Raw genomic sequence first — 26,756 nt, 5'->3', positions numbered from 1 at the left:
AACGGCGGATTTTCCGGGGCTCGTGACACATTGGCTCAGAGGATCGAGGACTATGCGCTGATCGGCGATTGCGAGACCGCAGCGCTGGTCGGGCGCGACGGCTCGATCGACTGGCTGTGCTGGCCGGCCTTCGATTCCGATGCCTGCTTTGCCGCGATCCTCGGCACGCACAAGAACGGCCGCTGGCTGATCGCGCCGGGCGAAGACATCACCGGTATCTCGCGCCGCTACCTCGGCAACACGCTCATCCTCGAAACGCGTTTCGAGACCAGGAGCGGCGCCGTTGCGCTGATCGACTTCATGCCGCCGCGCGGCAAGGCCTCCGACATCGTGCGGCTGGTCCGCGGCCTCACGGGCACGGTGAAGATGCGGATGGAGCTTGTCATCCGCTTCGGCTTCGGCGTCGACATTCCCTGGGTGCGACGCATCGACCATTCGCTGCTGGCGATCGCCGGCCAGGACATGACGGTGCTGCGCACCCCGGTGGAGACCCGCGGCGAGGATCTGACCACGGTCTCCGACTTCGATGTGAAGGCGGGTGAGACGGTGCCGTTCGTGCTGACCTACGGCCCCTCGCATCTCGATCCGCCCGCGCCGATCGATCCGGAGATCGCCTTCCGGGAGACCGAGAAATTCTGGAACGAATGGTGCAGCCGCTGCACCCGCGACGGCGAATATCACGATCTGATCGTACGCTCGCTGATCACGCTGAAGGCGCTGACCTTCGCCCCCACCGGCGGCATCGTCGCGGCGCCCACCACCTCGTTGCCGGAAAAGCTCGGCGGCGCCAGGAACTGGGATTACCGCTTCTGCTGGCTGCGCGATGCGACCTTCACGCTGCTGGCGCTGATGAACTCGGGTTACACCGAGGAAGCATTGGCCTGGCACAATTGGCTGCTGCGCGCGGCGGCAGGCTCGCCGGCGGACATGCAGATCATGTACGGCATCTGGGGCCAGCGGCGTCTGCTGGAATGGGAAGCGGGCTGGCTCGACGGTTATGAGGGCGCCCAACCGGTGCGCGTCGGCAACGCCGCGCATGCGCAGCTCCAGCTCGACGTCTACGGCGAACTGATCGACGCCTTCCACCAGTCGCGCATGGCGAAGCTGAAGCTCGACGACGAGACGACCTGGGCGCTGGAATGCGTCGTGCTCAACCATCTCGCCGAGGTCTGGGACCATCCCGACAACGGCATCTGGGAGCTGCGTGGACAGCCGAAGCACTACGTGTTCTCCAAGGTCATGACCTGGGTCGCCTTCGACCGCGGCATCAAGAGCGCCGAGACCTTTGGCTTCAAGGCGCCGCTGCTGCATTGGCGTGCCCTGCGCGAAGCCATTCATCGCGATGTCTGCAACAAGGGATTTGACGCGGAGGAGAATGCCTTCGTCGACTTCTATGGTTCAAAGCTGCTCGATGCCAGCGTGCTGCTGCTGCCGGCCGTCGGCTTCCTGCCGCCATCGGACCCGCGCATTCGGGGCACCATCGCCGCCGTCGAGAAACACATGATGCGCGACGGTTTTGTGCTGCGCCACGACCCCCGCGAAGTGTCCGAGGAGACGCAGCCGATCGAGGGCGCGTTCCTGGCGTGCAGCCTGTGGCTGGCCGACGCGCATGTGCTGGCGGGCGATCTCGACAAGGCGCAAGCCTTGCTCGACCGCGTGGTCGGCATCGCGAACGACGTCGGCCTCTTGGCCGAAGAATATGATTCAGGCGCCCAACGCCAGACCGGCAATTTCCCGCAGGCCTTGACCCACATCGCGCTGATCAACACCGCGCACAATCTCTCGGCCGCGAGGCAGGAGAGCGAGAAGCCGGCGGTTCAGCGGTCGAAGTAAGGGGGGAGGGAACGCACCTCCGTCGCGGCGTCAGTCGAGTCTCATCTCATCAGATCTCAGCCCACCCCGTTCCGCTTCAAAACCACCTCCATCGCCTCCGCAAAGCCGTCCTGCTCATTGGTCGCGGTGACGTGGGTGGCCTGGTCCTTGACGCTGTCGGTGGCATTGCCCATGGCGATCGAGGTGCCGCTGACGCGGAACATCGCAAGGTCGTTCTGCATGTCACCAATGGTGGCGACCGCGTCGGTGGAAATCCCAAGGCGCTTGGCCATGGCTTGCACGAAGGTGCCCTTGTCGAAGCCGGGCGGGGTGATGTCGAGATAATAGGTCTGCGAGCGCACCGCGGTGGCCGCGCTGCCCAGCGCTTCCTGCATCGCCTTCTCGCAGCGCTCAAGGCCGGCGGCATCGGCGCTGGCACCGACGATCTTGCAGGCGCTTGCAAGGTACGGCGAGAAATCCGTCACGATGGTGGGATCAGAACGGATCGTGTGCTGCTCGTGCGCGACGTATTTACCATCAGGGTTGTCGATCAGCCATTTGTCGGTGGTGAAGAGCCAGATGTCGGCGCCGAACTCCCGGAGGATCTGCAAGGACCGTTCGGCGGCGCTCGCCGGGATCAGGTGCTGCTCGACCGCATGCATCTCGGGATCGACGATCGAGGAGCCGTTGAACGGGCCGATCGGCAGCCAGAGCGCCAGCGGCTCGACCAGGAACCGCATGCCGATCGCGGGGCGGCTGGAGGTGATGGTGAAGCCGATCCCGGCCTTGTGCAGCCGCTGCACCGCGGACTGCGCGCGCTCCGTCAGCGTCTTGTCCTTGGTCAGCAGCGTGCCGTCGACGTCGGAGACGACCAGTGAGATTTTCGTCATGGCAGGACCTCAGGGTTTGTCGGCCTCAGCGTTTCGCCCCGCTCAGCTTTAATTGCCGGACCACGCCGTCAACGATCGCCTCGACGGATTCATCGATCGAGACGGTGACGACGTGCTCGCCAGCCTCGGGCGGCTCCAGCGTCGTGAATTGGCTCGTCAGCAGTTCGGGCGGCATGAAATGGCCCTTGCGTTGCGCGAGGCGGGCGGCGATCAGCTCCCTGGTGCCCCTCAGGAAGACGAAGCGGACGTCGTCGCGTCCGCGCAGCAGCACGTCGCGATAGGTGTGCTTCAGCGCCGAGCAGGCGATGATCACGTGCTCGCCTTTATCGCAAACCCGCGCAATCTCGTCGGCGATGGCGTTGAGCCAGGGCCAGCGGTCCTCGTCGGTGAGGGGCTGGCCGGCTCGCATCTTCTCGACATTGCTGGCTGGGTGAAAGCTGTCGCCGTCCTCGAAACGCCAGCCGAGCCGCTGCCCGAGCGCCTCCGCAACCGTACTCTTGCCTGAACCCGACACGCCCATCACGATCAACGCACAAGGTGCTTCAACGCCCGCCACGAATTCCCTCCGGAAGCGCGGCCTGGTCGACCAGCCAGACGGTCTCACCATTCGAGCGCGCGCGTACAGCCGGCAGAGTCTCGCCATTGAGCAGGCGCGTCAAGATCGGCTGCTTGTCGTGCCCGGCAATCTCGAACAGCATTTCGCGGCAGGAGGCCAAGGCGGGCAGGGTCAGCGAGACCCGTGGCACGAACGGCGCGACATTGGCCTTGGGGACGCCGACCACCCAGCGTGTGGTCTCCTCGATCGCGGGGTAGCCGGGGAAGAGCGAGGCGGTGTGGCCGTCCGGGCCCGCGCCCATCAGGACCATGTCGAACAGCGGCCGTGCCGGATCGAGGCTTTTGGCGCCGTAGAAGGACTGAAGCTCGCGCGCATAGGCCTCGGCACCCGCTTCGGGGCTTTCAGCCGTGGTGGGGATCGGGTGAATATGCCCGGACGGCGCATTGCGGTCGAGAAAGGTCGCGCGCGCGACTGCCATGTTGTTGAGGGGATCGCTCGAAGGCACGAAACGCTCGTCGCCGATGAACCAGTGCACGCGGTCCCACGGGATCTTGCCGCGATACGCGTCGCTGCCGAGCAATTGATAGAGCTTTTTCGGGCTGGAGCCGCCGGTGAGGCAGATCGCGATCCGCCCGGGATTGGCTGATATCCGCGCCATCACCCGTTCGGCTGCGGCCTGCGCCAGCGCCTCGGCGTCGGCCTCGACGATCAGCTTCGGCTGGTCGGCCGCTTCCATCACGTAAACTTCCGCCAGCTTCGCCCGTCGCGCCGGAGCAACTCATCGGCGCAGGCGGGGCCGTCGCTGCCGGCGGAGTAGGTCTCGATGCCGTTGGTGCCTTCACTTTTCCAGGCGTCCAGGAACGGCTGCACCGCCTGCCATCCGGCCTCGATGCCGTCGGCGCGCTGGAACAGGATGTTGTCGCCGATCATGCAGTCGTAGATCAGAGTCTCGTAGCCGGTCGAGGGATCGGCGCGGAAATAGTCGCCGTACTTGAACTTCATCTCGACGCCGTCGATGGTGATGCTCGGCCCCGGGATCTTGGCGTTGAACTGCAGCTCGATGGTTTCGGTCGGCGCGATGCCGATGGTGAGGAAGTTCTGCGACAGGCGGTCGACATCCGTGCCTGAGAACATCGACAGCGGCGCCTGCTTGAACTTGATCGCCACTTCCGTGCGCTTGTGGCCGAGCGCCTTGCCGGTGCGCAGATAGAACGGCACGCCGGCCCAGCGCCAATTGTCGATCATCAGCTTCAGCGCGACGAACGTCTCGGTGGTGCTGCCGGGCTTGACGTCCTCGGTCTTGCGATAGTCCGTGATCTCGTCGTCGCCGATGCGGCCGGCGAGATATTGCGCGCGCACCGAATTCTTCAGCGCCTCTTCCCGGGTCGGCTCCTGGATCGACGTCAGCACGTCGGCCTTTTCGGAGCGCACGGAATGCGCATCGAACCGCGCCGGCGGCTCCATCGCGACCAGCGACATCAGCTGGAACAGATGGTTCGGCACCATGTCGCGCAGTGCGCCGGTGGCATCGTAGAAGCCGCCGCGATGGCCGACGCCGAGCTTCTCCTCCACGGTGATCTGGATGTGGTCGATATGGTTGCGATTCCAGATCGGCTCGAACATGCCGTTGGCAAAGCGCAGCACCAGGATGTTCTGCACCGTCTCCTTGCCGAGATAATGATCGATCCGGTAGATCTGGTGCTCGTCCATGATCTTCAAGAGCTCGGCATTCAGCGCCTTGGCTGACGCGAGATCGGTGCCGAACGGCTTTTCGATTACGAGCCGACGCCAGGCGCCGTTCTCCTTCATCATGCCGGTGCGGCCGAGCTCGCGCGCAGTCGGCGCGAACGCGGCGGGCGGCGTTGCCAGATAGAACAGTCGGTTACCGCCGGTGTCCTGCGCGCATTCCAGCGAATCCAGATGCGCGCGCAAGCGGTCGAAGGACGGGGGATCCTTCGGATCGGCCTCGACGAAGGTCACGCATTCCAGCAGCTTCCGGGCGATGTCGTCGTCCACGGGACGGGTTGCGAACTGGCGCAGCCCCTTCAACAGGCTGTCGCGCAGCTCGTCATCCGACTGGCGGTTGCGGGCCACACCGACGACGCAGAACTTCTCCGGCAACAGGTGCTCGGCGGCCAGATTGTACAGCGACGGCATCACCAGCCGATGGGTGAGGTCACCGGTCGCGCCAAAGATGACGAAGGCGCAATTTTCGGGCTTGCGCTTGGCCTGCGGGTCTTTTGTCACGAATGATCGGCCTTCGCTCTGTTACTTGTTACTTCGGCTCTTATTTGGGTTTCGAAGCGCCCGGCTGCTTCGGCTCCTTGTGGCCGCCGAAACCCGCGCGCATTGCGGAGAGAATTTTTTCGGCGAAGGTGTGTTCCTTGCGGGAACGGAAACGTGTGTAGAGGGCCGCGGTCAAGACTTCGGCCGGCACGGCCTCGTCGATCGCCGCATTCACGGTCCAGCGGCCTTCGCCGGAATCCTCGACGAAGCCGGAATATTCCGCAAGCGCAGGGCTGTCGGCGAGCGCCGTCGAGGTGAGGTCGAGCAGCCAGGACGGGATCACGCTGCCGCGCCGCCACACCTCCGCGATATCGGCAAGGTCGAAATCGTAGCGATGATCCGCCGGCAAGGCCTCGATGTTGGCATTCTTGAGAATGTCGAAACCTTCGGCATAGGCCTGCATCAGGCCGTATTCGATGCCGTTGTGGATCATCTTGACGAAATGGCCGGCGCCCACGGGACCTGCATGGATGTAGCCCTGCTCGATGCGGGGATCGCGCCCCTCACGTCCCTCCGTGCGCGGAATGTCGCCGGCGCCGGGCGCAAGCGCCGCGAAGATCGGATCGAGCCGGTCGACCACCTGCTTCTCGCCGCCGATCATCATGCAATAGCCGCGGTCGAGCCCCCAGACGCCGCCTGAGGTGCCGACATCGACATAATGGATGCCGCGCTCCTTCAGCGCCTTGCCGCGGCGGACGTCGTCCTGCCAGAACGTGTTGCCGCCGTCGATGATGACGTCGCCGGCCTGCATCACGGCTGCAATCGTGTCGATCGTCGTCTCGGTGATGTGGCCGGCCGGCAGCATCACCCAGGCCGCGCGCGGCCGCTCCAGCTTGGCGACAAACTCTTCCAGCGTCGCCGAGCCCTGTGCGCCGTCTGCGGCGAGACCCGCGACGGCCTTGGTGTCCTTGTCGTAGACCACGGTCGTATGACCGTGGCGCATCAGGCGGCGAACGATGTTGCCGCCCATCCGGCCGAGGCCGATCATGCCGAGTTGCATCGAGAGATTCCCTTAGTTCAGCGCATCGTTAAGCGCCGCGTTGAGCGCCGCGAGACCTTTCTTGAGTCCGCCCTTGAGGTGGACCCGGAGCGCGCGCCGGCCGCGCTCGGTGAGCACGTCGAAGTCGCCGCGCGCCTGCGCGGCCTTGATCACGCCGAAGCTCGCCTTCTGGCCCGGCACCGACAAGTCCTTGGCATCGTCGGCCGTGATCTGGAGAAACACGCCGCTGTCGGGCCCGCCCTTGTAGGCCTGCCCGGTCGAATGCAGGAAGCGCGGTCCGAACTCGGCGCAGGTCGCGACGTGACGCTTCTCGCGCACTTCGAGACGCATCGTCTGGAGTGCGTCGATCGTCGCCTTGTCGCGCGCGATGTAGCCGAGCAGGGCGACATAGTCGCCATGACCCGAGCGGGAGAGATGCGCTTTCAGCCACGAGGTGAGGTCGCCGTTGGCGCCGGCGGCGCGCAGCGCCGTGGCGTTGGCCTCGTCGGTGTAGAGATCGGCCTCGTCGGTGCTGACCACCGGCTGTTCGGCCGGTAATGCACCGGTCTTCTCGAACGACGCGGTGAGCTCGCGGGTCTTGATCTTGGCCGCTTCCACGTCCGGCTGGTCGAACGGGTTGATGCCGAGGATGCTGCCCGCGACCGCCGTCGCCATCTCGAAGCGGAAGAACTCCTGACCGAGATGGTCGATCGATTTCATCACGATGCGCACGACGGGATGGCCGGCGGCTTCGACCGCGGCGAGCTTGGAGTCATGCGCGGCGTCCGCTTCGCCTTCGGTGCGAATGTCGATGAAGAAACGGTCGTTGCCGTAGAGCGCGGGCTCGCCGAGCGGTTCGCCGGCGATCGGGATCAGGCCCTTGCCTTCCTTGCCGGTCGATTCCGCGATCAGCTGTTCGGCCCAGGCGCCGAAATCGGCGATCTTCTTCGACGACAGGATCGTCACCTTGTCGCGGCCTTCGAGGCCGGCGAGGCCCATGGCAAGGCCGAGCTGGACGCCCGGGTTCTCACCTGGCGGCACGTCGGGTCCGCAGGAGCGGGCCATGGAGAGCGCGTGTTTGACCAGCGTCTTGACGTCGATGCCCGCGGTTGCCGCCGGCACCAGGCCGAACGGCGAGAGCACCGAATAGCGGCCGCCGATCGAGGGTTCGCCATGGAAGATGCGGGCGTAGTTGAGGCTCTTCGCCGCCTTCTCCAGCGACGAGCCGGGATCGGTCACCGCGATGAAGCGATGGCCGGTCTTCACTTTCGGCCCGACCGCCTGTGCGACGCGTTCGTGGAAATAATCCTTCATCGCGTTCGGCTCGGTGGTCCCGCCGGATTTGCTGGACACGATGAACACGGTGTTGGCGATGTCGATCCTGGCCTCCATTGCCCGGACCTGTGCCGGGTCGGTGGAATCCAGCACGTGCAATTTCGGGAAGCCGGACTTCCGCGCAAAAGTCTCGGCCAGCACCTCGGGGCCAAGGCTCGATCCACCCATGCCGAGCACGACGGCATCGGAGAACTTTTGGCCCTTCACGCGGCTCGCATAGTCCTCGTAGTCGGCGACGTCGGCCTTCGCCGCGCTGTCGAGCCAGCCGAGCCATTTGTCCTCATCGGTGCCGGTCCAGACCGATTTGTCGCGCTGCCACAACCTGCGGATCTTTGCCGAGGCGCGCCATTCCTCGGTGCTCTTGGCCACCGCCTTGCCGAGGCCGTCGCCGAGCGAGAGAAGCTGGTGGTCGATCGCGGGCCCGAGCACGGTTGCCCGCTTGTGGGCGACGGCGCCATAGAGCTTGTCGGCGGCATCGGCGAACTGCTTGACGCCGTCCTTGACGAGCTCCTCGGTGATCGCCTCGAGCGAGACGCCGGAGCGTTCCAGTTCTTCCAGCACGCGGCGGGCGTCGTCGACGTTCTCTTCCAGGCTGTCGCGCGGCTTGCCGTGGTCGCGGAACGCGTCGAGCGTCGCCGGCGGCACGGTATTGATGGTGTCGGGACCGATCAGCTCCTCGACATAGAGGACGTCGCTGTAGTCCTTGTTCTTGGTGCCGGTGGAGGCCCACAGCATCCGCTGCGGCTTGGCGCCCTTGGCAGCGAGCTTGTCCCAGCGCGGGCCGGAAAACAGGCGCTTGTAATCCTGGTAGGCGACCTTGGCGTTGGCGATCGCGACCTTGCCCTTCAGCGCGGCGAGCCGCTCCTTCTCGGATGGATCGTTGGCGCGGGCGATCTTCTCGTCGAGCTGCTTGTCGACGACCGAGTCGATGCGGCTGACGAAGAAGCTCGCGACGCTCGCCACGTGCGACGGGTCGCCGCCGCCGGCGACGTATTTTTCCAGACCGGCGAGATAGGCCTCGGCGACCTGGAGGTAGACGTCCCTGGCGAACAACAGCGTGATGTTGATGCTGATGCCGTCGCCGATCAGCGTCTCGATCGCCGGCAGGCCCTCCGGCGTCGCCGGCACCTTCACCATCAGGTTCTTGCGGTCGACATCCTTCCAGAGCCGCCGCGCCTCGGCGACCGTGCCGGCGGTGTCCATCGCCAGATAGGGCGAAACTTCCAGGCTGACATAGCCGTCGCCGGCCCTCAGGCGGTCATAGACCGGGCGGAGCACGTCCGCGGCGTTCTGGATGTCCTCGATCGCGACGGCCTCGAACAGGTCGGCCACGGTCCGGTCGCCGCGCTTCAGCGCCTTGCCGATCGGCGCATCATACTCGTCCGAACTGCCGATCGCCTTCTCGAAGATCGACGGGTTGGAGGTGACGCCCTTGACGCCGTCGGTGTCGATCAGCCGCTTCAGGTCGCCCTTGGCGATGAAGCCACGGGCCAGGAAGTCCAGCCAGACGGCTTGTCCGTGCTTTTCCAGTTCTTTGACGGGATTCATGATGTTTATTTATCTCCAAGCCTGCGGGCGAGGGGTTTCCGCGCCGGTCCTGACGCGCTATCCTCTAGCCTACATGCTCCCGGGAGGGAACCAATCAAGGGGATAGGCGTCTTACCCTCCAGTGTAACTCCGTCGCGATCATGGCGATCCAGGCGGAAGTAGCCGTGTTGCGTAAAAAGTCGTCGGCCGGAGCAATGGCCAGGGGCTCGTTACCAACGTAGCCGCTTCGTCTCGTCAGCCCAGTCTGCGTGGAGTGTCATCAGCGGATTACGGTCCGCCTGATAGATCGTCGCTCGGCCGCGAATGGCCATGCTGGGGAAAAGCATGCACGCACATCATGACCGCCTGACGCTCGCCGTTGCCGACAGCCCGCAATCGGTCGCGCCGGCCGCATGCATCGATGCGACCCACGATCTCGAAATCAGTCCATGTACGACCCAGCTGCGGCTGCTGGTCGCGGCGGGTTTCGCATTGACCCTGTTCAGCGCGACCCTTGCCTTCGACTGGTGGGACGGTCTGGGCGACTACGATACGACGGTCGGCTATGCCGGCGTCGTGCTGTTCGGCCTGGTGACCGGCCGGCTGATCTGGCTGCTGCCCGCCGAGCGGGGACCCGTGGTGATCGTCACCCCCTATGGCATCCGCGACCTCCGCATCGGCAACGAATTTCTGCTGTGGGACTCGATTGCGGAGATTTCGGCTGAGGAAGGCCGCGGCCACAAGGCGATCGTGCTGACGCTGACGCCGGCCTTGCAGCGGCAGCTCTGCACCATCAGCACCTTGGTGCCCCGTGCGCAGAATGAACGGCAGAATGAACGGATTGTCATCCGCTCCGAGGGTTTGGCGACCGATTTTGATACACTGCTGCGCGCTTGCCGCGATTGTCATGCTGCGAGCGCTGCGCGCACCGCATTGCAGCAGGAAGATGAACGCGGCACGCAAGGCTTCGCCGTACAAGCGTCATAAGATTGCCGCTCGCAGATCGCTCCATGTTGCAGTGCCGGATGGGCTCATCCCCGGTAATGCCCGGATGTTGCGACCAAGTGACATTTTCTGGAAATGAGCGAAGATAGATACAGATTCGCACAAATTACAGGCATGTGCCTGTTCGTAACTCAACGAGTGCCTACGTTGTGCGTTGCGTCGTGTTGGCACCAGGGTGTCCAATGATCGTCATGTGCTCACGCTGATTCGAAATGGCCTGAGGAACGGTCCGGTAACTGCTTTCGTTTCAGCTTGTGGCGGAACTCACGCGGAGAGGGATCATGTATAACGATTCTCTATTCAACGCTTTCGCTAAGTCGTTCGAGGCGAGAAGCCAACACGACATGTCGATGGCGGAATATCTGGAATCGTGTCGAAGCGATCCCATGAAATACGCGAACGCGGCCGAACGACTGCTAGCAGCGATCGGTGAGCCTCAGACGATTGACACGGCCAAGGACCCACGCCTTGGCCGTATTTTTTTGAACCGCACCATCCGGACCTATCCGGCCTTCGCCGGCTTCTACGGCATGGAAGAAACCATCGAGCGCATCGTCGGTTTCTTCCGTCACGCGGCGCAGGGGCTCGAAGAGCGCAAGCAGATCCTCTATCTGCTCGGCCCGGTCGGCGGCGGCAAATCCTCGCTCGCCGAGCGGCTCAAGTCGCTGATGGAAGTGCAGCCGATCTACGTGCTCAAAGCCGGCGATGAATTGAGCCCGGTGTTTGAAAGCCCGCTCAGCCTGTTCGATCCCGATCATCTCGGACCGATGCTGGAAGAGAAGTACGGCATTCCGCGCCGGCGTCTCACCGGCCTGATGAGCCCGTGGTGCTACAAGCGGCTGGAAGCCTTCGGCGGCGACATTTCTCAGTTCAGAGTCGCAAAAATCCAGCCGTCGCGGCTGCGCCAGATCGCGGTCTCCAAGACCGAGCCTGGTGACGAGAACAACCAGGACATCTCCTCGCTGGTCGGCAAGGTCGATATCCGCAAGCTCGAGACCTACGCGCAGAACGATCCCGACGCCTACAGCTATTCGGGCGGCCTCAATCGCGCCAACCAGGGCATCCTTGAATTCGTCGAGATGTTCAAGGCGCCGATCAAGATGCTGCACCCGCTGCTCACCGCAACGCAGGAGGGCAACTACATCGGCACCGAGAATATCGGCGCGATCCCGTTCACCGGCGTGATCCTCGCGCACTCGAACGAAGCCGAGTGGTCGAGCTTCAAGGCCAACAAGAACAACGAGGCCTTCATCGACCGCATCTGCGTGATCAAGGTGCCGTACTGCCTCCGGGCCACCGAAGAGCAGAAGATCTACGAAAAGCTGATCCAGGGCTCGGAGCTGGCGGCCGCGCCGTGCGCACCCTCGACCCTGGAGACGTTGGCGCGGTTCTCGGTGATGTCGCGCCTGCGCAAGCATGAGAACTCCACGCTGTTCGGCAAGATGCGGGTCTATGACGGCGAGAGCCTGAAGGAATCCGATCCGAAGGCACGGAGCGTCCAGGAATATCGCGATGCCGCCGGCGTCGACGAGGGCATGGACGGCGTCTCCACCCGATTTGCCTTCAAGATCCTGGCTGCGACCTTCAACCACGATCCGCAGGAAGTCGCTGCCGACGCCGTGCATCTGATGTACGCGCTGGAGCAGTCGATCCGCCGCGAGCAGCTCCCGGAGGAAGTCGAGAAGCGCTATCTCGAATTCATCAAGGCGGACCTGGCGCCACGCTACGCCGAGTTCATCGGCAACGAGATCCAGAAGGCCTATCTCGAATCCTACTCGGATTACGGCCAGAATCTGTTCGATCGCTACGTCGACTACGCTGATGCCTGGATCGAGGATCAGGACTTCAAGGATGCCGACACCGGCCAGCTGCTCGATCGCGAGCTTTTGAACCAGGAACTGACCAAAATCGAGAAGCCGGCGGGTATCGCCAACCCGAAGGACTTCCGCAACGAGGTGGTCAAATTCTCGTTACGGTCGCGGGCCCAGAACGGAGGCAAGAATCCGACCTGGATTTCCTACGAGAAGATTCGCGACGTGATCGAAAAGCGGATATTCTCGCAGGTCGAGGACCTGCTTCCGGTCATCTCCTTCGGGTCGAAGAAGGACGGCGAGACGGAGAAGAAGCACGGCGAGTTCGTCGCACGCATGGTGGAGCGCGGCTACACCGAGCGTCAGGTTCGCCGGCTCGTCGAATGGTACATGCGTGTGAAGCAGGCCGGTTGAGGCGGATGGAGCGGATGGAAAAGTGCCCATTCACATTATTGACAGGCGCCTGAATCCAGGCGGCAAGAGTCTTGAGAACCGGCAGCGGTTCTTGCGTCGGGCCAAATCCCTGGTGCAGGGCGCCGTCAAGAAGACCTCGCAGGAACGCGACATCAAGGACGTCCTGGAGGGTGGTGAGGTCACGATACCGCTCGACGGCATGCACGAGCCGCGTTTCCGCCGTGAAGGCGGAACGCGCGACATGGTGTTGCCCGGGAACAAGAAGTTCATCGAGGGCGATTACCTCCAGCGATCCGGCCAGGGCAGCGCCAAGGATTCCGGTCCCGGCGAAGGCGACAGCGAGGACGCGTTCCGCTTCGTCCTCTCCCGCGACGAGTTCGTGGATCTGTTCCTCGACGACCTCGAGCTGCCGGATCTTGCCAAGCGCAAGATCGCGCAGACCGAGAGCGAGGGCATCCAGCGCGCCGGCTACACCACGTCCGGCTCGCCCGCCAACATCTCGGTCAGCCGGACGGTGAAGCTCGCGCTGGCGCGGCGCATCGCGCTCAAGCGTCCCCGCAAGGAGGAGATCGAGGAGCTGGAAGCCGCGATCGCGGCGTGCACCGACGAGGACGAGCGTGTGGTGCTGCTCGCCGAGCTCGAAAGGCTGAAGGCGAGGACCAAGCGCATTCCCTTCGTCGATCCGCTCGATATCCGCTACCGCCGCTACGAGAAGGTGCCGCGGCCGGTGGCGCAGGCGGTGATGTTCTGCCTGATGGACGTCTCCGGCTCGATGTCCGAGCACATGAAGGATCTCGCCAAGCGCTTCTACATGCTGCTCTACGTGTTCCTGAAGCGGCGCTACAAGCATGTCGAGATCGTCTTCATCCGCCACACCGACCGCGCCGAGGAGGTGGACGAGCAGACCTTCTTCTACGGTCCGGCCTCGGGCGGCACGCTGGTCTCCAGCGCGCTCCACGCCATGCATGAGATCGTGCGCGAGCGCTTCAACCCGGCGGACTGGAACATCTACGCCGCGCAAGCCTCCGACGGCGACAATTCCTATTCCGACGGCGAGCTCACGGGCATGCTGCTGACCGACAAGATCCTGCCGGTCTGCCAGTTCTTTGCCTATCTCGAGGTCGGGGAGTCCGGCGGCAGCGCCTTCGATCTCTCCGACTCCTCACTCTGGACCCTCTACGACCGCCTGCGCAACAGCGGCGCACCGCTCTCGATGCGCAAGGTCAGCGAGCGCAGCGAGATCTTCCCGGTGTTCCACGATCTGTTCCAGCGCCGCGAAAACTCCCAGGAGAAAGCCGCTCCATGACGGAACGCTTGTTCGAAGGCGCCGATTGGGATTTCCACACCTTGCAGCGCATCACCGATGCCTGCGAGGAGGTGGCGACGAAGGATCTCGGGCTCGACGTCTATCCGAACCAGATCGAGGTCATCACCGCCGAGCAGATGCTGGATGCCTACTCGTCCGTCGGCATGCCGCTGTTCTACAAGCACTGGTCGTTCGGCAAGCACTTCGCGTTCCACGAGGCCTCGTACCGCAAGGGCCTGATGGGGCTTGCCTATGAGATCGTGATCAACTCCTCGCCCTGCATCTCCTATCTGATGGAGGAGAACACGGCGACGATGCAGACGCTGGTGATCGCCCACGCCGCCTTCGGCCACAACCACTTCTTCAAGAACAACTATCTGTTCAAGCAGTGGACCGACGCCGACGGCATTCTGGACTATCTCGACTTTGCCAAGAACTACGTGATGACCTGCGAGGAGCGCTACGGCCGCGTCGAGGTCGAGCGCACGCTCGATGCCGCGCATGCGCTGATGTCGCACGGCATCGACCGCTATCCCGGCAAGAAGAAGCTGGATCTGCGCGCCGAGGAGAAGCGGGCAGGGCGCCGCCGTCAGCACGAGGAGGAAGTCTTCAACGACCTCTGGCGCACCGTGCCGAAGGGGGCGTCGAAGACCCGGTCCGCGCTCAGCATCGAACGCCGCCGCAAGCTGCTCGGCCTGCCGCAGGAAAACCTGCTCTACTTCCTGGAGAAGAGCGCGCCGCGGCTGGCGCCCTGGCAGCGCGAGCTTTTGCGCATCGTCCGCCACATCGCGCAATATTTCTATCCGCAGAGCCAGACCAAGGTGATGAACGAGGGGACGGCGACCTACGTCCACTATCGCATCATGACCAAGCTGCATCAGCAAGGCCGCATCTCCGACGGCAATTTCCTCGAATTCCTGCAGTCGCACACCAACGTGGTGTTCCAGCCCGAATTCGACGATCCGCGCTTCTCCGGCTTCAATCCCTATGCGCTCGGTTTTGCCGTGATGCAGGACATCGAGCGCATCGTCACCCGGCCGGAGGACGAGGACCGCGAGTGGTTCCCCGACATTGCCGGCAAGAACGACGTGATGGGCGTGCTGCGCGACGTCTGGGCCAACTACCGCGATGAAAGCTTCATCGCGCAGTTCCTGAGCCCGAAGCTGATGCGGCATTTCCGCATGTTCCACCTGCACGACGATCCCGAGGAGCGCGCCGGAATCCGGGTCGATGCCATTCACGACGATCGCGGCTTCCGCCGGGTGCGGCGCGAGCTGGCGCGGCAGCATGATGTCGGCTTCATCGACGCCAATATCGAAGTGGTCGACGTCGATCTCTCCGGCGACCGCCGGCTGATCCTGCATCACCACGTCATCAAGGGCTCGCAGCTCAACGAGACCGACGCCAAGCGCGTGCTCCAGCACCTTGCCGATCTCTGGACTTACGACGTCTCGCTGATCGAGGTCGACGCCAACGACAAGGTCCTGCGCGAATATGTCGTGAGCCCGCGCCCGATCCCGGCGGCGGCCTGAGACGGCTGGTAGCTGCTAGAACATCGACGTGGCGGTAGCTCGCCCGCGGCCCATCCTTCGAGACGCCCGCCTCTGGCGGGCCCTCAGGATGAGGACGGAGTGTGCGGGAGCTATGTCGACAGACAGCGCTTCTGCTTAGCCTCATCCTGAGGAGACCGCGGAGCGGTCGTCTCGAAGGACGAGGCGCTTGCTCAGGCCGTCACCAAGAATTTGCATCGACTTGACGTGGTCTAAGTCGATCGCTTCTTCGCCGGCTTCTTCTTGAACGCATTCAGCTCCACCCCCGCGCGGATCAGCGCCTTCAACGCCTTCTCGTTGATCTTTTCGCCTTCGCGAATGTCGATCGCGCGGCGCACGTTTCCGTCGAGGCTCGAATTGAACAGGCCGGCCGGGTCGTCCAGCGCCGCGCCCTTGGCAAAAGTCAGCTTCACGACGGCCTTGTAGGTCTCGCCGGTGCAGATGATGCCGTCGTGCTCCCACACGGGAACGCCGCGCCATTTCCATTCCTCGACGACGTCAGGATCGGCCTCCTTGATCAGGCCGCGGATGCGCCCAAGCATCTCGCCGCGCCAGTCGCCGAGCTCCTTGATCCTGCCGTCGATCATCCTGGAAGGCGAAGCGCCGTCCGTCTTGGTCGCGCTGCCTGTCTTCGCGGTCACAGCCTTCTTCATGATCACGCCTCTTGCCGCGCGCCGCTGCGACGGCTGACATAGGGCAGCGCGAACATGTAGAGCCCGGTCGCGAGCAACGGAATCAGCGGGACGAATGCCAGCAGCCCGATCCACGTGGCCTGGATTTGCAGCGTCAGGGCAACAATGTTCGCGATCACGGCGAGCGTGAAAGCAAGCGACAGCCAGCGATGGATTTGTCGAACCCACATATTCCCGGTCAATGAAACCTCCTCTTGAGATGATCGGATGAAGGCCGGCGACGGACCTAGTCAGCTCGCGCCAGCACCTCGTCCAGCTTGGCGAAAAACTGCTTCCAGCCGGCATGCGCGCCGCCATAGGCCTGCTTCTGCGTCGGGCTGAAGCCCGCCTGCTCGACGCGCAAATGCGTGCCCGCGTTCGTCGGCGTCAGCGTGAAGGTCACCACGCTTTTCAGATCGAACGCCGCGTCCTCATGCGAGAAATTCCAGGTATAGGCGAGCGCGCGCTGCGGCTCGAGGGTGAGCACCTCGCAGTCCAGCACGCCGCCCCATTCGCCGCGAAGATTGAAGCGATGACCGACGACCGGCTTGAAGTCGTTCTTCATCAGCCATTCCTCGATCAGATGCGGCTGCGTCAGCGCGCGCCAGATCCGCTCGGCCGGAAAGGCAAATTCGCGCTCGATCACCACGGAGCGCATCTCGGCGGCAGCTTCGGTCATTGGTCCATCCTCTTCAGGAGATCGTCGAGAGCATCGAGCCGGTTCTGCCAGAAGCCGGCCATCTGGCCGGTCCAGTCGATCAGCGGATTGAGCGCGCCGGGCTGCGCGCTGTAATGGGTCTGGCGTCCTGCATGGCGGTCGCGCACCAGCCCGGCCTGCTTCAGCGCGCCGAGATGTTTTGAGACCGCCGGCTGGGAAACGCCTGAAGTCGCGGTCAGTGCCCCGACCGTCTGCTCGCCCTCCCGGCACAGCCGCTCGAAGATCGCCCTCCGGGTCGGATCGGCGAGCGTCCTGAACAGAAGATCGTGCGCGGCGGACATGTGAAATCCATAACCCATAAGTTATGGATTAATTCATAACCGCAGAGTTATGGGTAAGTCAAGTGCGATGGAAGGATGTGGCGCTTCGCTGACGCACCCCTATCCGCCGTCATTGCGAGGAGCCCTTGCGACGAAGCAATCCAGTCTGCCTCCGAGGAGGGACTGGATTGCTTCGCGGAGCCTGTCATCGGGCCGCGCTCCGCGCGGACCCGGTGGCTCGCAATGACGGAGAATGTGGCGGCGCCGCGGGCAGCCCTAAGGCCGCAGGTAGAGATAACCCTGCGACTGGAGCTCGGCCAGGCGGACCACGCCGCCCTTCTCCGCGCTGACGAAGCCCGGCAGCAAACCCGTCAGCGTGACGTTCTGCGCCTTCATGGTGTTGGCGGACGCCGCGAGCTCGATACCGTCCCTGGAGAAATCGCCGACGCGCTTGCCGACGTCGGGGTTGGCCGGTGCCCGGCGAAACGCCTTCAGCGCCGGCCCGTGAATCACCAGCGCGATGATGACGTGTTGGGGGCCGCCGACGCCGTCAATGTGGTTCTGGATGTTGCCGAGCACGAAATTGACCCTCTCGGCGTCGCTGAGGTGATAGACGACCTTGAGCTTGTCGCCCGCGCCGGCTTCCGTCGCGGCCTTCGCGCTGGAGCCGCCAAGCGCCGCGCCCAGGGCCGAGACGGCGCTCCACAAGATGCTCCGGCGGTTTTCATGATCGCACCGGGCGCGTGAACCATTGACGGCCGCATCGGAGGGGGGTGAGAGCCGACTGGCGGTTAGTCGCAAGCCGAACGCCGCGCGTTCAAGTGCCGATGCCTTGCATTCCCGTGGGCAGCCTCGCGCAAGGTTCCAGTCCTAATAACTCGGGAGAAGGGGCGTTCGTAAACCCAGGGTTGCTGCAAAAGGCTGGTGGCGGTCGAACATGTCCGTAGGTCAGAACTTGCCCAACATTACGATCGGCTATTCCCGGGGACGGCTGCTGGTGTTTTTCGGCGCCGGTCTGCTGCTGACGCTGCTCTGCGCTGCGCTCGCATTCATGTGGCAGCAAGGCAAGAACATCACCACGTTCGAGGTCGCCGCCTGCTATGTCGGCGCGGTGTTTTTCGGCCTCGCCACCTTCAGGATGCTCTGGAGGTTGATCTCGGCCAGGTCGCCGGTCGTCTTCATCAGCCGTGTCGGCATTCGCGACCTCAGGCTCGCCGACGAGACCATCGCCTGGAGCTCCGTGCGGAAGATACAGATCTGGGAGCAGCGCCTGCAGAAGTTCGTGGTGCTCAAGCTCGATCCTCTTGTCGCCGGGCGGTTCTCCGGGGGCTTCCTGGGGCGTGCCTTGTCGCTGATGAACAAGACGCTTGGCGCTGACAGCGTGATCGTCAATGCGGGCGGCCTGACCATGGACGTCAAGACATTGCTCGAGACCTGCAAGCAATATTGGGGCGCCGGACGACCGGCCCCTTCGGACCACTCCGTGCCGGAGCCTGAACCGGCGCCCGAGGCTGTCAGCTGAAGCGGGCGAGGAATCGCCAGCATCGGGTAAGATGCCGCGCATCGCAGCGGCGGTCGAAGCAGGCATAGGCTGCGCTGCCGGGTCGTCGCGCGAGCCTTAGTCCGCCGTCGGTCCGCGAAGGTTCAATCCTTGCCGCGATTCCGCCCGGGAACTCGGCGCCGCTGATTTCTGCGAGATTGTCGCGGATCATCAATGTGATAGTCTTCACAGACAGCAGAAATTCGATGTCGTAAGCTCACCCGCGTTTGTGGAGTTCCCCGCAATGGGCGAGATTCGTAACTTCAGATCCGGAAATCATGACGAGCCGCCTCCACACGGCTCGATGCCTCGTCGTCTCGCCGCAATCATCGTCGGTGACATCGCTTCCTACAGCCGCTTGATGCAGGCCGACGAGGAAGGCACGCATGTTCGCGTCAAGCGGATCGAGCGGGATCTCATCGAGCCCAGCATCGTCGAACACCATGGAACGTTGGTGAAGACGACGGGAGACGGCTTCATCGCGATCTTCGACAGTCCGGTCGAGGCCGTTCGCTGCAGCATCGTCATTCAGCAGAATCTCGTCGGGCGCAACGCTTCGCTTCCGAAGGACTCCCGGATCGAATATCGGATTGGCGTCAATCTCGGTGACGTCATCGTGGAGCCGGACGACGTCTACGGCGACGGCGTCAACATCGCCACGCGCATCGAGGGGATCGCCGAGCCCGGTCAGGTCTACATCTCCGGCGCGATCTATGAGCAGATCAAGCACAAGGTGGTGTGCGGCTATGAGTCGCTCGGCGACCGCAAGGTCAAGAACATCACCGATCCGGTGCGCGTCTATCGCGTGCTGCCGGACGCAGATGCGGTCGGGAGGACGCGAGGCCGGCGCGAGAATACCCTGATCTTCCTTCTGGGCGTCACGCTCCTCGTGATCGCTTCCGGTGTGTTGTGGTATCTGCTGGCGCAGCCGTCGGGCAGGGTGAAGGAGCAGGCCGCCGCGCCAACTGCGGCTCCGGTCGCATCACCGAGCCCGCAACCTGCGCCGCGAGAAGCCGCGACACAAACGCCGCAGCCGTCTCCTTCATTGGCGGCATCGTCTCCATCGCCCGCTCCGGCGCCAAGTGCTTCAGCGCCAAGTGCTCCGGCGCCAAGTGCTTCCGCGCCAAGTGCTTCGGCGTCAAGTGCTTCGACGTCAAGTCCAGCACCAAGCCCATCGGCCACGCCGTTCCGCGAACCCGAGATGATCGCCATTCGCGGCGGCAGCTTCGCGATGGGAAGCAATGACGACCCGACCGAACGTCCGGTCCACCAGGTCACGGTCAAGCCGTTCTCGATCGGCAAATATCCGGTGACCGTGCAGGAATGGAACGAATGCGCGGCTGCAAAGGCGTGCGGCTTCACCGCCATTGGCAAGGACGATGCGCCGATCACCAATGTGAGCTGGACCGACGCGCAGCAATATGCGGCCTGGCTCGCGCGGACCACAAAGAAGTCGTATCGGCTTCCGAGCGAAGCCGAATGGGAATACGCCGCGCGCGGCGGGACGCAGACGAAATATTGGTGGGGCGACAAGCTCCAGCCGGGCGTGGCGGGATGCAAGGATTGCGGTGACCTCGCGGCCGAGCAGCCGGCGAAGGTCGGCAGCTTCAAGCCGAATCCGTTCGGCCTCCACGATATGGGTGGCGGTGTCGATCAGTGGGTCGAGGACTGCTGGCGCAGGACCTATCAGGGCGCACCCGGTGACGGCTCGGCATGGACCGGCGGGGACTGCTCGTCGCATGTCCTGCGCTCGGGTTCATGGAAGAACGATTCGAGATATGTGAGGCCGTCCAACCGCGATGGCTACGATACCAATGTTCGTTATCCGACGCATGGATTCCGCGTTGCGCTAAGTCCTTAAGTGGTGGAGTCATTTCGATGCAGATCATTCGTTGCGCCGCCCTGGCGGCGGCGCTCGCATTGCTTCCAGGCGTCGCCTATCCGCAGGGCAAGACCGCTCCTAAGGATGCCAAGCTCTATTTCATCACCCCGCGTGACGGGCAGAAGGTTCGGGGCGGGTTCTGGGTCCGGTTCGGCTTGCGCAACATGGGCGTGACGCACGCCGGCGACGAGTACCAGAACGCCGGCCATCATCATTTGCTGGTCGACGTCAACGATCCCATCGATCCCAAGGAGCCGATCCCGCAGGACAAGTCGCATCTGCACTTCGGGGCGGGGCAGACCGAAACCTTGCTCGAACTTCCACCCGGGATGCACACGCTGCAGCTGGTGCTGGGCGACGCGAAGCACTATCCGTTCGAGCCGCCTGTCGTATCGGAGAAGATCACCATACGTGTCAGGCAGCCGGTCGAGCGCGGTCGATGATCACCGCAGGCTGGCGTTGAACTTGTCCAGCGCAGCCGAGCCCGGGCACAGCGTGTCCGCCTCCAGCGTATTGAGCGGCGTCTCGACCGTGTTGAGATGCGTGTGCAGGTCTTCCGCATCGGGATCGACGTAGAGCAGACCGGTGACGATCTGGCCCTTGGCGGCGTGCTTCTGGAGGAAGGTCTGGGCGCCGAGGCGGTCGTGCGGGTCGTAATCCGCGTCGATCTTGCGCAGCGCGATCTTGCTGCCGTCGTGCTGCTCGACCACCTGCACCGTTCCCGGCGCATACTCGACGGCGATGGGATCGCGGCCGACCAGCACGTCGAGCCGGTTCACGGCGTCATTGTGCTCCCGCACATAGTCGAAGCTCTTGGTCGATCCGGCGTGGTTGTTGAAGGCGATGCAGGGGCTGATGACGTCGATGAAGGATGCGCCCTTGTGGCCGATCGCGGCGGCGATCAGCGGCACCAGCTGGCTCTTGTCGCCGGAGAACGAGCGCGCGACGAAGGTGGCCCCTAGCTGCAGCGCGATCGCGACGAGGTCGATCGCGTTGTCGGTGTTGGTCACGCCTTTCTTGGACTTCGAGCCGCGGTCGGCGGTCGCCGAGAACTGGCCCTTGGTCAGGCCGTAGACGCCGTTGTTCTCGACGATATAGGTCATGTTGACGCCGCGCCGGATCGAATGCGCGAACTGGCCGAAGCCGATCGAGGCGGAATCGCCGTCGCCGGAGACGCCGAGATAGATCAAATCGCGGTTGGCGAGGTTGGCGCCGGTCAAGACCGACGGCATGCGGCCGTGCACGGAGTTGAAGCCGTGCGAGTTGCCGAGGAAATAGTCCGGCGTCTTCGACGAGCACCCGATGCCCGAAATCTTCGCGACCCGATGCGGTTCGATCGAGAGCTCGTAGCAGGCTTCGATGATCGAGGCCGTGATCGAGTCGTGGCCGCAGCCGGCGCACAGGGTCGAGATCTTGCCCTCGTAGTCGCGGTGCGTGTAGCCGAGCTCGTTCTTCTTGAGGCCCGGATGATGAAATTTCGGCTTTGCAATGTAGGTCATGCGCGCACCTGCAGTCCCAGCATCGTCATGGCCGGGCTTGACCCGGCCATCCACGTCTTGGCCGGAGAGAAGGAAGGCGTGGATGCCCGGGTCAAGCCCGGGCATGACGGTGGAGAGAGCAAAGCGTAGGTCATGACACGGCCTTGCGGAGCGGGGTCACCTTGAGGTGATCCTGGTGGTCGCCAATGGCTTTCGCGATGTAGCGGGCGGTGATCGGGGTGCCGTCATAATGCACGATCGGCACGAGGCGCACCGGGTCGATGCCGTTCTCGTTGACGATGAGCTGGCGGAGCTGGGCGTCGCGGTTCTGTTCGACCACGTAGACGAAGTCGTGCTCGGCGAGGAAGCTCGCCACGCTCGAGTGGAACGGGAAGGCGCGGATGCGCAGGCGGTCGAGCTGATGTCCGCGCGCCTCCAGCAGGCCGATCGCCTCGTCCATCGCGGGCGAGGTCGAGCCGAAATAGATCACGCCATATTTGGTCGGCCGTTCCGCGTTGGCCTGGAGCGGGCGCGGGACCAGGTCCTGCGCGGTCTCGAACTTGCGCACCAGGCGCTGCATGTTGTCGGCATAGACCGAGCCTTCCTCGGAGTAACGCGCATAGCGGTCGCGCGAGGTGCCGCGGGTGAAATAGGAGCCCTTGGTCGGATGCGTGCCGGGATAGGTGCGGTAGGGAATGCCATCGCCGTCGACGTCGAGATAGCGGCCGAAGTCGCGGCCTTCCTCCAGCATCTCCGTGGTCATCACCTTGCCGCGGTCATACTGTTTCGCGTCGTCCCACTTTAGCGGGCGGCAAAGACGGTGGTTCATCCCGATGTCGAGGTCGAGCATCAGGAAGATCGTGGTCTGGAGCCGTTCGGCAAGATCGAATGCGGCCGCCGCGAACTCGAAGGCCTCAGCCGGATCTTCCGGGAACAGCAGCACGTGCTTGGTGTCGCCATGCGAAGCATAGGCGCAGGCGATGATGTCGCATTGCTGGGTGCGGGTCGGCATGCCGGTCGAGGGACCGGCGCGCTGGATGTTCATGATCACGGCCGGGATCTCTGCGAAATAGGAGAGGCCGATGAACTCGGTCATCAAGGAGATGCCGGGGCCGGAGGTCGCGGTGAAGGCGCGGGCGCCGTTCCAGGAGGCGCCGATGACGATACCGATCGAAGCCAGCTCGTCCTCGCCCTGCACGATGGCGTATTTCGCCTTGCCGGTCTCGGGATCATGCCGGTACTTCTTGCAGTGGGCGGTGAAGGCCTCCGCCACCGACGAGGACGGCGTGATCGGATACCAGGCGCACACGGTGGCGCCGCCATAGACCGCGCCGAGCGCTGCGGCGCTGTTGCCCTCGATGAAGATGCGGTCGCCGACCTTGTCGGTTTTCTTCACCCGCAGCCCGATCGGGCATTTCAAATTCTGCAGCGCCCAGTCGCGGCCGAGATGCAGCGCATGGACGTTGGAGGAGAGCAGCTTCTCCTTGCCCTTGTACTGCTCGCCGATCAGCTGCTCGATCAGCTTCGGGTCCATGTCGAGCAGCGCCGAGAGGCTGCCCAGATAGATGATGTTCTTGAACAGCTGGCGCTGGCGCGGATCGGTGTAGGTCGAGTTGGTGATCGCGGTGAGCGGCACGCCGATCACGGTGATGTCGTCGCGGAATTTGGTCGACGGCATCGGCTTGGTGGAATCGTAGAACAGATAGCCGCCGGGCTCGATGCCGGCGATGTCCTTGTCCCAGGTCTGCGGGTTCATCGCCACCATCATGTCGACGCCGCCACGGGCGCCGAGATGGCCGTCTTCCGTCACCCGCACCTCGTACCAGGTCGGCAGGCCCTGGATGTTGGAGGGGAAGATGTTGCGGGGGGAGACCGGAACGCCGTGACGCAGGATCGCGCGCGCGAACATCTCGTTGGCGCTGGCCGAGCCCGAGCCGTTGACGTTGGCGAAGCGGACGACGAAGTCGTTTACGCTGCTGAGCGGCTTTTTGTCGGACATGTCGAACCTGCGTAAGTCATCTCGATGAAATATTTCTGCATGTCCCAGGCTCCGGTGGGACAACGCTCGGCGCACAGCCCGCAATGCAGGCAGACGTCCTCGTCCTTAACCATCACGCGCCCGGTCTTGAGATCAGAGGACACGTAGAGGTCCTGGTCCGGATGCGGCGAGGGCGCCTTCAGGCGCTGGCGTAGGTCGCTTTCCTCGCCATTATCAGTGAAGGTGATGCAGTCCATCGGGCAGATGTCGACGCAGGCGTCGCACTCGATGCAGAGCGAGGTCGAGAACACGGTCTGGACGTCGCAGTTCAGGCAACGCTCGGCTTCGCCCAGCGCCAGCTTGACGTCATAGCCGAGCTCGACCTCGGTGCGGATGTCCTTCAGCGCAATCACCTTGTCGCGATGCGGAACCTTGAAGCGCTTGTCGTTGGAGATGTCGTTGTCATAGCTCCATTCGTGGATGCCCATCTTCTGCGAGGAGATCTGCACCTCCGGCAGCGGCCGTTCGGTGATGTCATCGCCCGAGAGCATCTTGTGGATCGACAGCGCGGCGTCATGGCCCTGCGCCACGGCCCAGATGATGTTCTTCGGGCCGAACGCGGCGTCACCACCGAAGAACACTTTCGGATTGGTCGAGACGAAGGTCTTCGGATCGACCTTGGGCATGTGCCATTTGTCGAACTCGATGCCGCAATCCTGCTCGATCCAGGGGAAGGCGTTCTCCTGGCCGACCGCGACCAGCACGTCGTCGCAGGGAATGGTCTGATCGGGGTCGCCCGAAGGCACCAGATTGCGGCGGCCTTTGGCGTCGTATTCGGCTTTGACGTGCTGGAAGGTGACGCCGATGAGCTTGCCGGCGACATGCTTGAATGCCACCGGCACCATATAGTTGAGGATCGGAATGTCCTCGTGGATCGCGTCTTCCTTCTCCCAGGGCGAGGCCTTCATCTCCTCGAAGCCGGAGCGCACAATGACTTTCACGTCTGCGCCGCCGAGGCGGCGCGCGGTGCGGCAGCAATCCATCGCCGTGTTGCCGCCGCCGAGCACGATCACGCGCTTGCCGATCTTGTCGATATGGCCGAACGACACCGAGGACAGCCAGTCGATGCCGATATGGATGTTGGCGGCAGCTTCTTTCCGGCCGGGAACGTCGAGCTCGCGTCCGCGCGGTGCGCCGGAGCCGACGAAGATCGCGTCGTATTTCTCCGCGAGCAGCGCCTTCATGCTCTCGATGCGATGACCGCCTTTGAACTCGACGCCGAGACCCAGGATGTAGCCGGTCTCCTCGTCGATGACCGAATTGGGCAGGCGGAATTTCGGGATCTGCGTGCGCATCATACCGCCGGCTTCGGGATCGCCGTCGAACACGGTGCAGTGATAGCCGAGCGGAGCAAGATCGCGCGCCACCGTCAGCGAGGCGGGGCCACCGCCGACGAACGCAACGCGCTTGCCGTTCTTCGGCGCGGGGCGCGGCAGGCGCTGCCTGATGTCGTCCTTGAAGTCGGCGGCGACGCGCTTGAGGCGGCAGATCGCCACCGGCGTTTCCTCGACGCGTCCGCGACGGCACGCCGGCTCGCATGGACGATCGCAGGTGCGTCCCAGAATTCCTGGGAACACGTTCGATTTCCAATTGATCATGTAGGCGTCGCTGTAGCGGCCTTGTGCGATCAGTCGGATGTATTCGGGAACCGGGGTGTGTGCAGGACAGGCCCACTGGCAATCGACCACTTTGTGAAAGTAGTCGGGGGCCGCGATGTCGGTCGGTTTCATTCCTACCCTGTCCGCACAGGCCCAAAGACCCGGCGGCCTTTTCTTGAGCTTGGCGAACGCTAATGCGCGTCGATCTGGTTTATGAATGACGTCATTGGGTTAGCTTATTAGAACCGTTCCGAAGTACAACGGCAAATTTACGCGATCACCTGCTTTCATAGGTGCTGCGCGCGCTCAGCATTAACGGCCGCGCGCAAGATGCGTGCGGTGCAATATGTTGCGTTGCGGATGGCCGCTAGCCGGGCGCGATATCGCTCTTCGCGAGATCCCACATCAGGCTGTAAGTGCCGACGGAGACAGGAAGCGGGAAGGGCGATGCGGCGGGGCCGGTAAAGCGTTCAGCAATGACGGCGGAGACCGCGCCGACATGCGTGCCGTCGATCAGCACGAACCAGTCGCGCGCGCCCTCATTGCGCACCGCTGGAATGTCGGCCGTCGCGCCCGACAATTCCGGCTCGCTTTCGAGCAGATGCATCGAGATGATGCCCTCGCGCTCCCCGGGCGTCAGCTTTTCGTGCAGTGCATCACGCCATGTCCCGGCATTGTCGGCGCTCGGCCGCAGCCGCACCAGCCCGAGTGCTGCGCCGCGACCAGTGCCCTTGCTGATGGTGATGCGCGCGACGACGCGCAGCATGTTCTTGAAATGCGCCATGGTCCGCCGCGACCATTCGGTCTGGTTGGCGAGGCGGGCCCGGTAGGCGGGACTGTCGAGCACGTCGAGCGTCGCGGTCGAGTACAGCGAGAGATATTTGGGATTGGCGGCATGCGCGACATAGCGCCGCGCCTCCAGGAAACCCTCGATCGCGACGCGCTCTTCCAGATGCTCGCGATCGTACCAGCGGTTGAAATCGGCCTCATCTGGAACGTCGATGTTCATCGACGTCAGCAGCATGCCTTGCCCGGCGAGCGGCATTGTTCTTGTCCTTCCCATTCAGACCCTCATGGCGGGGAGCCACGAAGTGGCATCT

The 26,756-nt window shown here is 63.8% G+C and carries 23 protein-coding genes; 8 read left to right on the top strand and 15 right to left on the bottom strand.

The window, feature by feature from the left end; all coding sequences use genetic code 11:
• Nucleotides 1-30: 30 nt before the first annotated feature.
• Nucleotides 31-1,833: a glycoside hydrolase family 15 protein gene (locus CT676_RS14605; RefSeq protein WP_135214831.1), complete on the top strand. Its 1,803-nt coding sequence runs from the start codon at nt 31-33 to the stop codon at nt 1,831-1,833.
• A gap of 56 nt (nt 1,834-1,889) precedes the next feature.
• Here CT676_RS14605 and CT676_RS14600 read toward each other — a convergent pair whose 3' ends face one another.
• Genes CT676_RS14600 through CT676_RS14575 form a run of 6 tightly spaced genes read right to left on the bottom strand, consistent with a single transcriptional unit; the run spans nt 1,890 to nt 9,406 of the window.
• Nucleotides 1,890-2,702, bottom strand: a complete 813-nt coding sequence (locus CT676_RS14600; protein WP_085405226.1) for a Cof-type HAD-IIB family hydrolase — start codon at nt 2,700-2,702, stop codon at nt 1,890-1,892.
• A gap of 25 nt (nt 2,703-2,727) precedes the next feature.
• The gene (locus CT676_RS14595; protein WP_135214830.1) at nt 2,728-3,258 is read right to left on the bottom strand and encodes a gluconokinase; all 531 of its coding nucleotides are present in this window, start codon (nt 3,256-3,258) and stop codon (nt 2,728-2,730) included.
• Nucleotides 3,245-3,994, bottom strand: coding sequence for a 6-phosphogluconolactonase (gene pgl, locus CT676_RS14590; protein WP_085405225.1), 750 nt, complete (start codon nt 3,992-3,994; stop codon nt 3,245-3,247). Before pgl ends, CT676_RS14595 begins: the two co-directional genes overlap by 14 nt.
• The gene (gene zwf / locus CT676_RS14585) at nt 3,994-5,505 is read right to left on the bottom strand and encodes a glucose-6-phosphate dehydrogenase (RefSeq protein WP_085405224.1); all 1,512 of its coding nucleotides are present in this window, start codon (nt 5,503-5,505) and stop codon (nt 3,994-3,996) included. The genes pgl and zwf overlap by 1 nt, the downstream gene beginning before the upstream one ends.
• A gap of 40 nt (nt 5,506-5,545) precedes the next feature.
• Nucleotides 5,546-6,544, bottom strand: coding sequence for a phosphogluconate dehydrogenase (NAD(+)-dependent, decarboxylating) (gnd, locus tag CT676_RS14580; RefSeq protein WP_085405223.1), 999 nt, complete (start codon nt 6,542-6,544; stop codon nt 5,546-5,548).
• 12 nt (nt 6,545-6,556) lie between these two features.
• Nucleotides 6,557-9,406, bottom strand: coding sequence for a bifunctional transaldolase/phosoglucose isomerase (locus tag CT676_RS14575; RefSeq protein ID WP_085405222.1), 2,850 nt, complete (start codon nt 9,404-9,406; stop codon nt 6,557-6,559).
• 303 nt (nt 9,407-9,709) lie between these two features.
• Here CT676_RS14575 and CT676_RS14570 point away from each other — a divergent pair, with 303 nt between their 5' ends.
• From CT676_RS14570 to CT676_RS14555, 4 genes are all read left to right on the top strand, one after another.
• Entirely contained in the window at nt 9,710-10,372 is a 663-nt protein-coding gene (locus CT676_RS14570; protein WP_085405221.1) for an STM3941 family protein, read from the top strand.
• 299 nt (nt 10,373-10,671) lie between these two features.
• The gene (locus CT676_RS14565; protein WP_063981411.1) at nt 10,672-12,615 is read left to right on the top strand and encodes a PrkA family serine protein kinase; all 1,944 of its coding nucleotides are present in this window, start codon (nt 10,672-10,674) and stop codon (nt 12,613-12,615) included.
• 28 nt (nt 12,616-12,643) lie between these two features.
• On the top strand, nt 12,644-13,921 hold the full coding sequence (locus tag CT676_RS14560) for a YeaH/YhbH family protein (protein ID WP_193560884.1): 1,278 nt from the start codon (nt 12,644-12,646) through the stop codon (nt 13,919-13,921).
• Nucleotides 13,918-15,453, top strand: coding sequence for a SpoVR family protein (locus CT676_RS14555; protein ID WP_028147051.1), 1,536 nt, complete (start codon nt 13,918-13,920; stop codon nt 15,451-15,453). Before CT676_RS14560 ends, CT676_RS14555 begins: the two co-directional genes overlap by 4 nt.
• A 230-nt stretch (nt 15,454-15,683) precedes the next feature.
• On the opposite strand, the gene CT676_RS14550 is transcribed toward CT676_RS14555, so the two are convergent.
• The 5 genes from CT676_RS14550 to CT676_RS14530 form a co-directional block, all read right to left on the bottom strand.
• Nucleotides 15,684-16,124: a DUF1801 domain-containing protein gene (locus CT676_RS14550; RefSeq protein WP_085405219.1), complete on the bottom strand. Its 441-nt coding sequence runs from the start codon at nt 16,122-16,124 to the stop codon at nt 15,684-15,686.
• 2 nt (nt 16,125-16,126) lie between these two features.
• A complete protein-coding gene (locus CT676_RS14545) occupies nt 16,127-16,345 on the bottom strand; it encodes a hypothetical protein (protein ID WP_085405218.1) in 219 nt (72 codons plus the stop codon).
• A gap of 44 nt (nt 16,346-16,389) precedes the next feature.
• A complete protein-coding gene (locus CT676_RS14540; protein WP_085405217.1) occupies nt 16,390-16,821 on the bottom strand; it encodes an SRPBCC domain-containing protein in 432 nt (143 codons plus the stop codon).
• Entirely contained in the window at nt 16,818-17,141 is a 324-nt protein-coding gene (locus CT676_RS14535; RefSeq protein ID WP_028147048.1) for a metalloregulator ArsR/SmtB family transcription factor, read from the bottom strand. Before CT676_RS14535 ends, CT676_RS14540 begins: the two co-directional genes overlap by 4 nt.
• Nucleotides 17,142-17,396: 255 nt before the next feature.
• A complete protein-coding gene (locus CT676_RS14530) occupies nt 17,397-17,828 on the bottom strand; it encodes a DsrE family protein (RefSeq protein WP_244623165.1) in 432 nt (143 codons plus the stop codon).
• A gap of 229 nt (nt 17,829-18,057) precedes the next feature.
• Between CT676_RS14530 and CT676_RS14525 the strand changes: the two genes are divergently transcribed.
• From CT676_RS14525 to CT676_RS14515, 3 genes are all read left to right on the top strand, one after another.
• Nucleotides 18,058-18,642: an STM3941 family protein gene (locus tag CT676_RS14525; protein WP_085405216.1), complete on the top strand. Its 585-nt coding sequence runs from the start codon at nt 18,058-18,060 to the stop codon at nt 18,640-18,642.
• Nucleotides 18,643-18,904: 262 nt separating this feature from the next.
• The gene (locus CT676_RS14520) at nt 18,905-20,521 is read left to right on the top strand and encodes an SUMF1/EgtB/PvdO family nonheme iron enzyme (RefSeq protein ID WP_085405214.1); all 1,617 of its coding nucleotides are present in this window, start codon (nt 18,905-18,907) and stop codon (nt 20,519-20,521) included.
• 17 nt (nt 20,522-20,538) lie between these two features.
• Nucleotides 20,539-20,985 carry a DUF4399 domain-containing protein gene (locus CT676_RS14515; protein ID WP_063981418.1) on the top strand — a complete coding sequence of 149 codons (447 nt, stop codon included), beginning with the start codon at nt 20,539-20,541 and terminating at the stop codon, nt 20,983-20,985.
• On the opposite strand, the gene CT676_RS14510 is transcribed toward CT676_RS14515, so the two are convergent.
• From CT676_RS14510 to CT676_RS14495, 4 genes are all read right to left on the bottom strand, one after another.
• A complete protein-coding gene (locus CT676_RS14510) occupies nt 20,986-22,041 on the bottom strand; it encodes a 2-oxoacid:ferredoxin oxidoreductase subunit beta (RefSeq protein ID WP_063981419.1) in 1,056 nt (351 codons plus the stop codon). It lies immediately after the preceding gene.
• A 130-nt stretch (nt 22,042-22,171) separates the two neighbouring features.
• Entirely contained in the window at nt 22,172-24,019 is a 1,848-nt protein-coding gene (locus CT676_RS14505) for a 2-oxoacid:acceptor oxidoreductase subunit alpha (protein WP_071910167.1), read from the bottom strand.
• On the bottom strand, nt 23,989-25,788 hold the full coding sequence (locus CT676_RS14500; RefSeq protein WP_085405212.1) for an FAD-dependent oxidoreductase: 1,800 nt from the start codon (nt 25,786-25,788) through the stop codon (nt 23,989-23,991). The genes CT676_RS14505 and CT676_RS14500 overlap by 31 nt, the downstream gene beginning before the upstream one ends.
• Before the next feature lie 235 nt (nt 25,789-26,023).
• A complete protein-coding gene (locus CT676_RS14495) occupies nt 26,024-26,701 on the bottom strand; it encodes a DUF4286 family protein (RefSeq protein WP_135214843.1) in 678 nt (225 codons plus the stop codon).
• Between the last annotated feature and the right edge of the window lie 55 nt (nt 26,702-26,756).

The sequence above is a fragment of the Bradyrhizobium sp. MOS001 genome, from assembly GCF_004634465.1.
GTDB lineage: Bacteria > Pseudomonadota > Alphaproteobacteria > Rhizobiales > Xanthobacteraceae > Bradyrhizobium > Bradyrhizobium barranii.
Note: the sequence above shows the minus strand (reverse complement) of the source record. Positions and strands in the feature narration are given on the sequence as shown.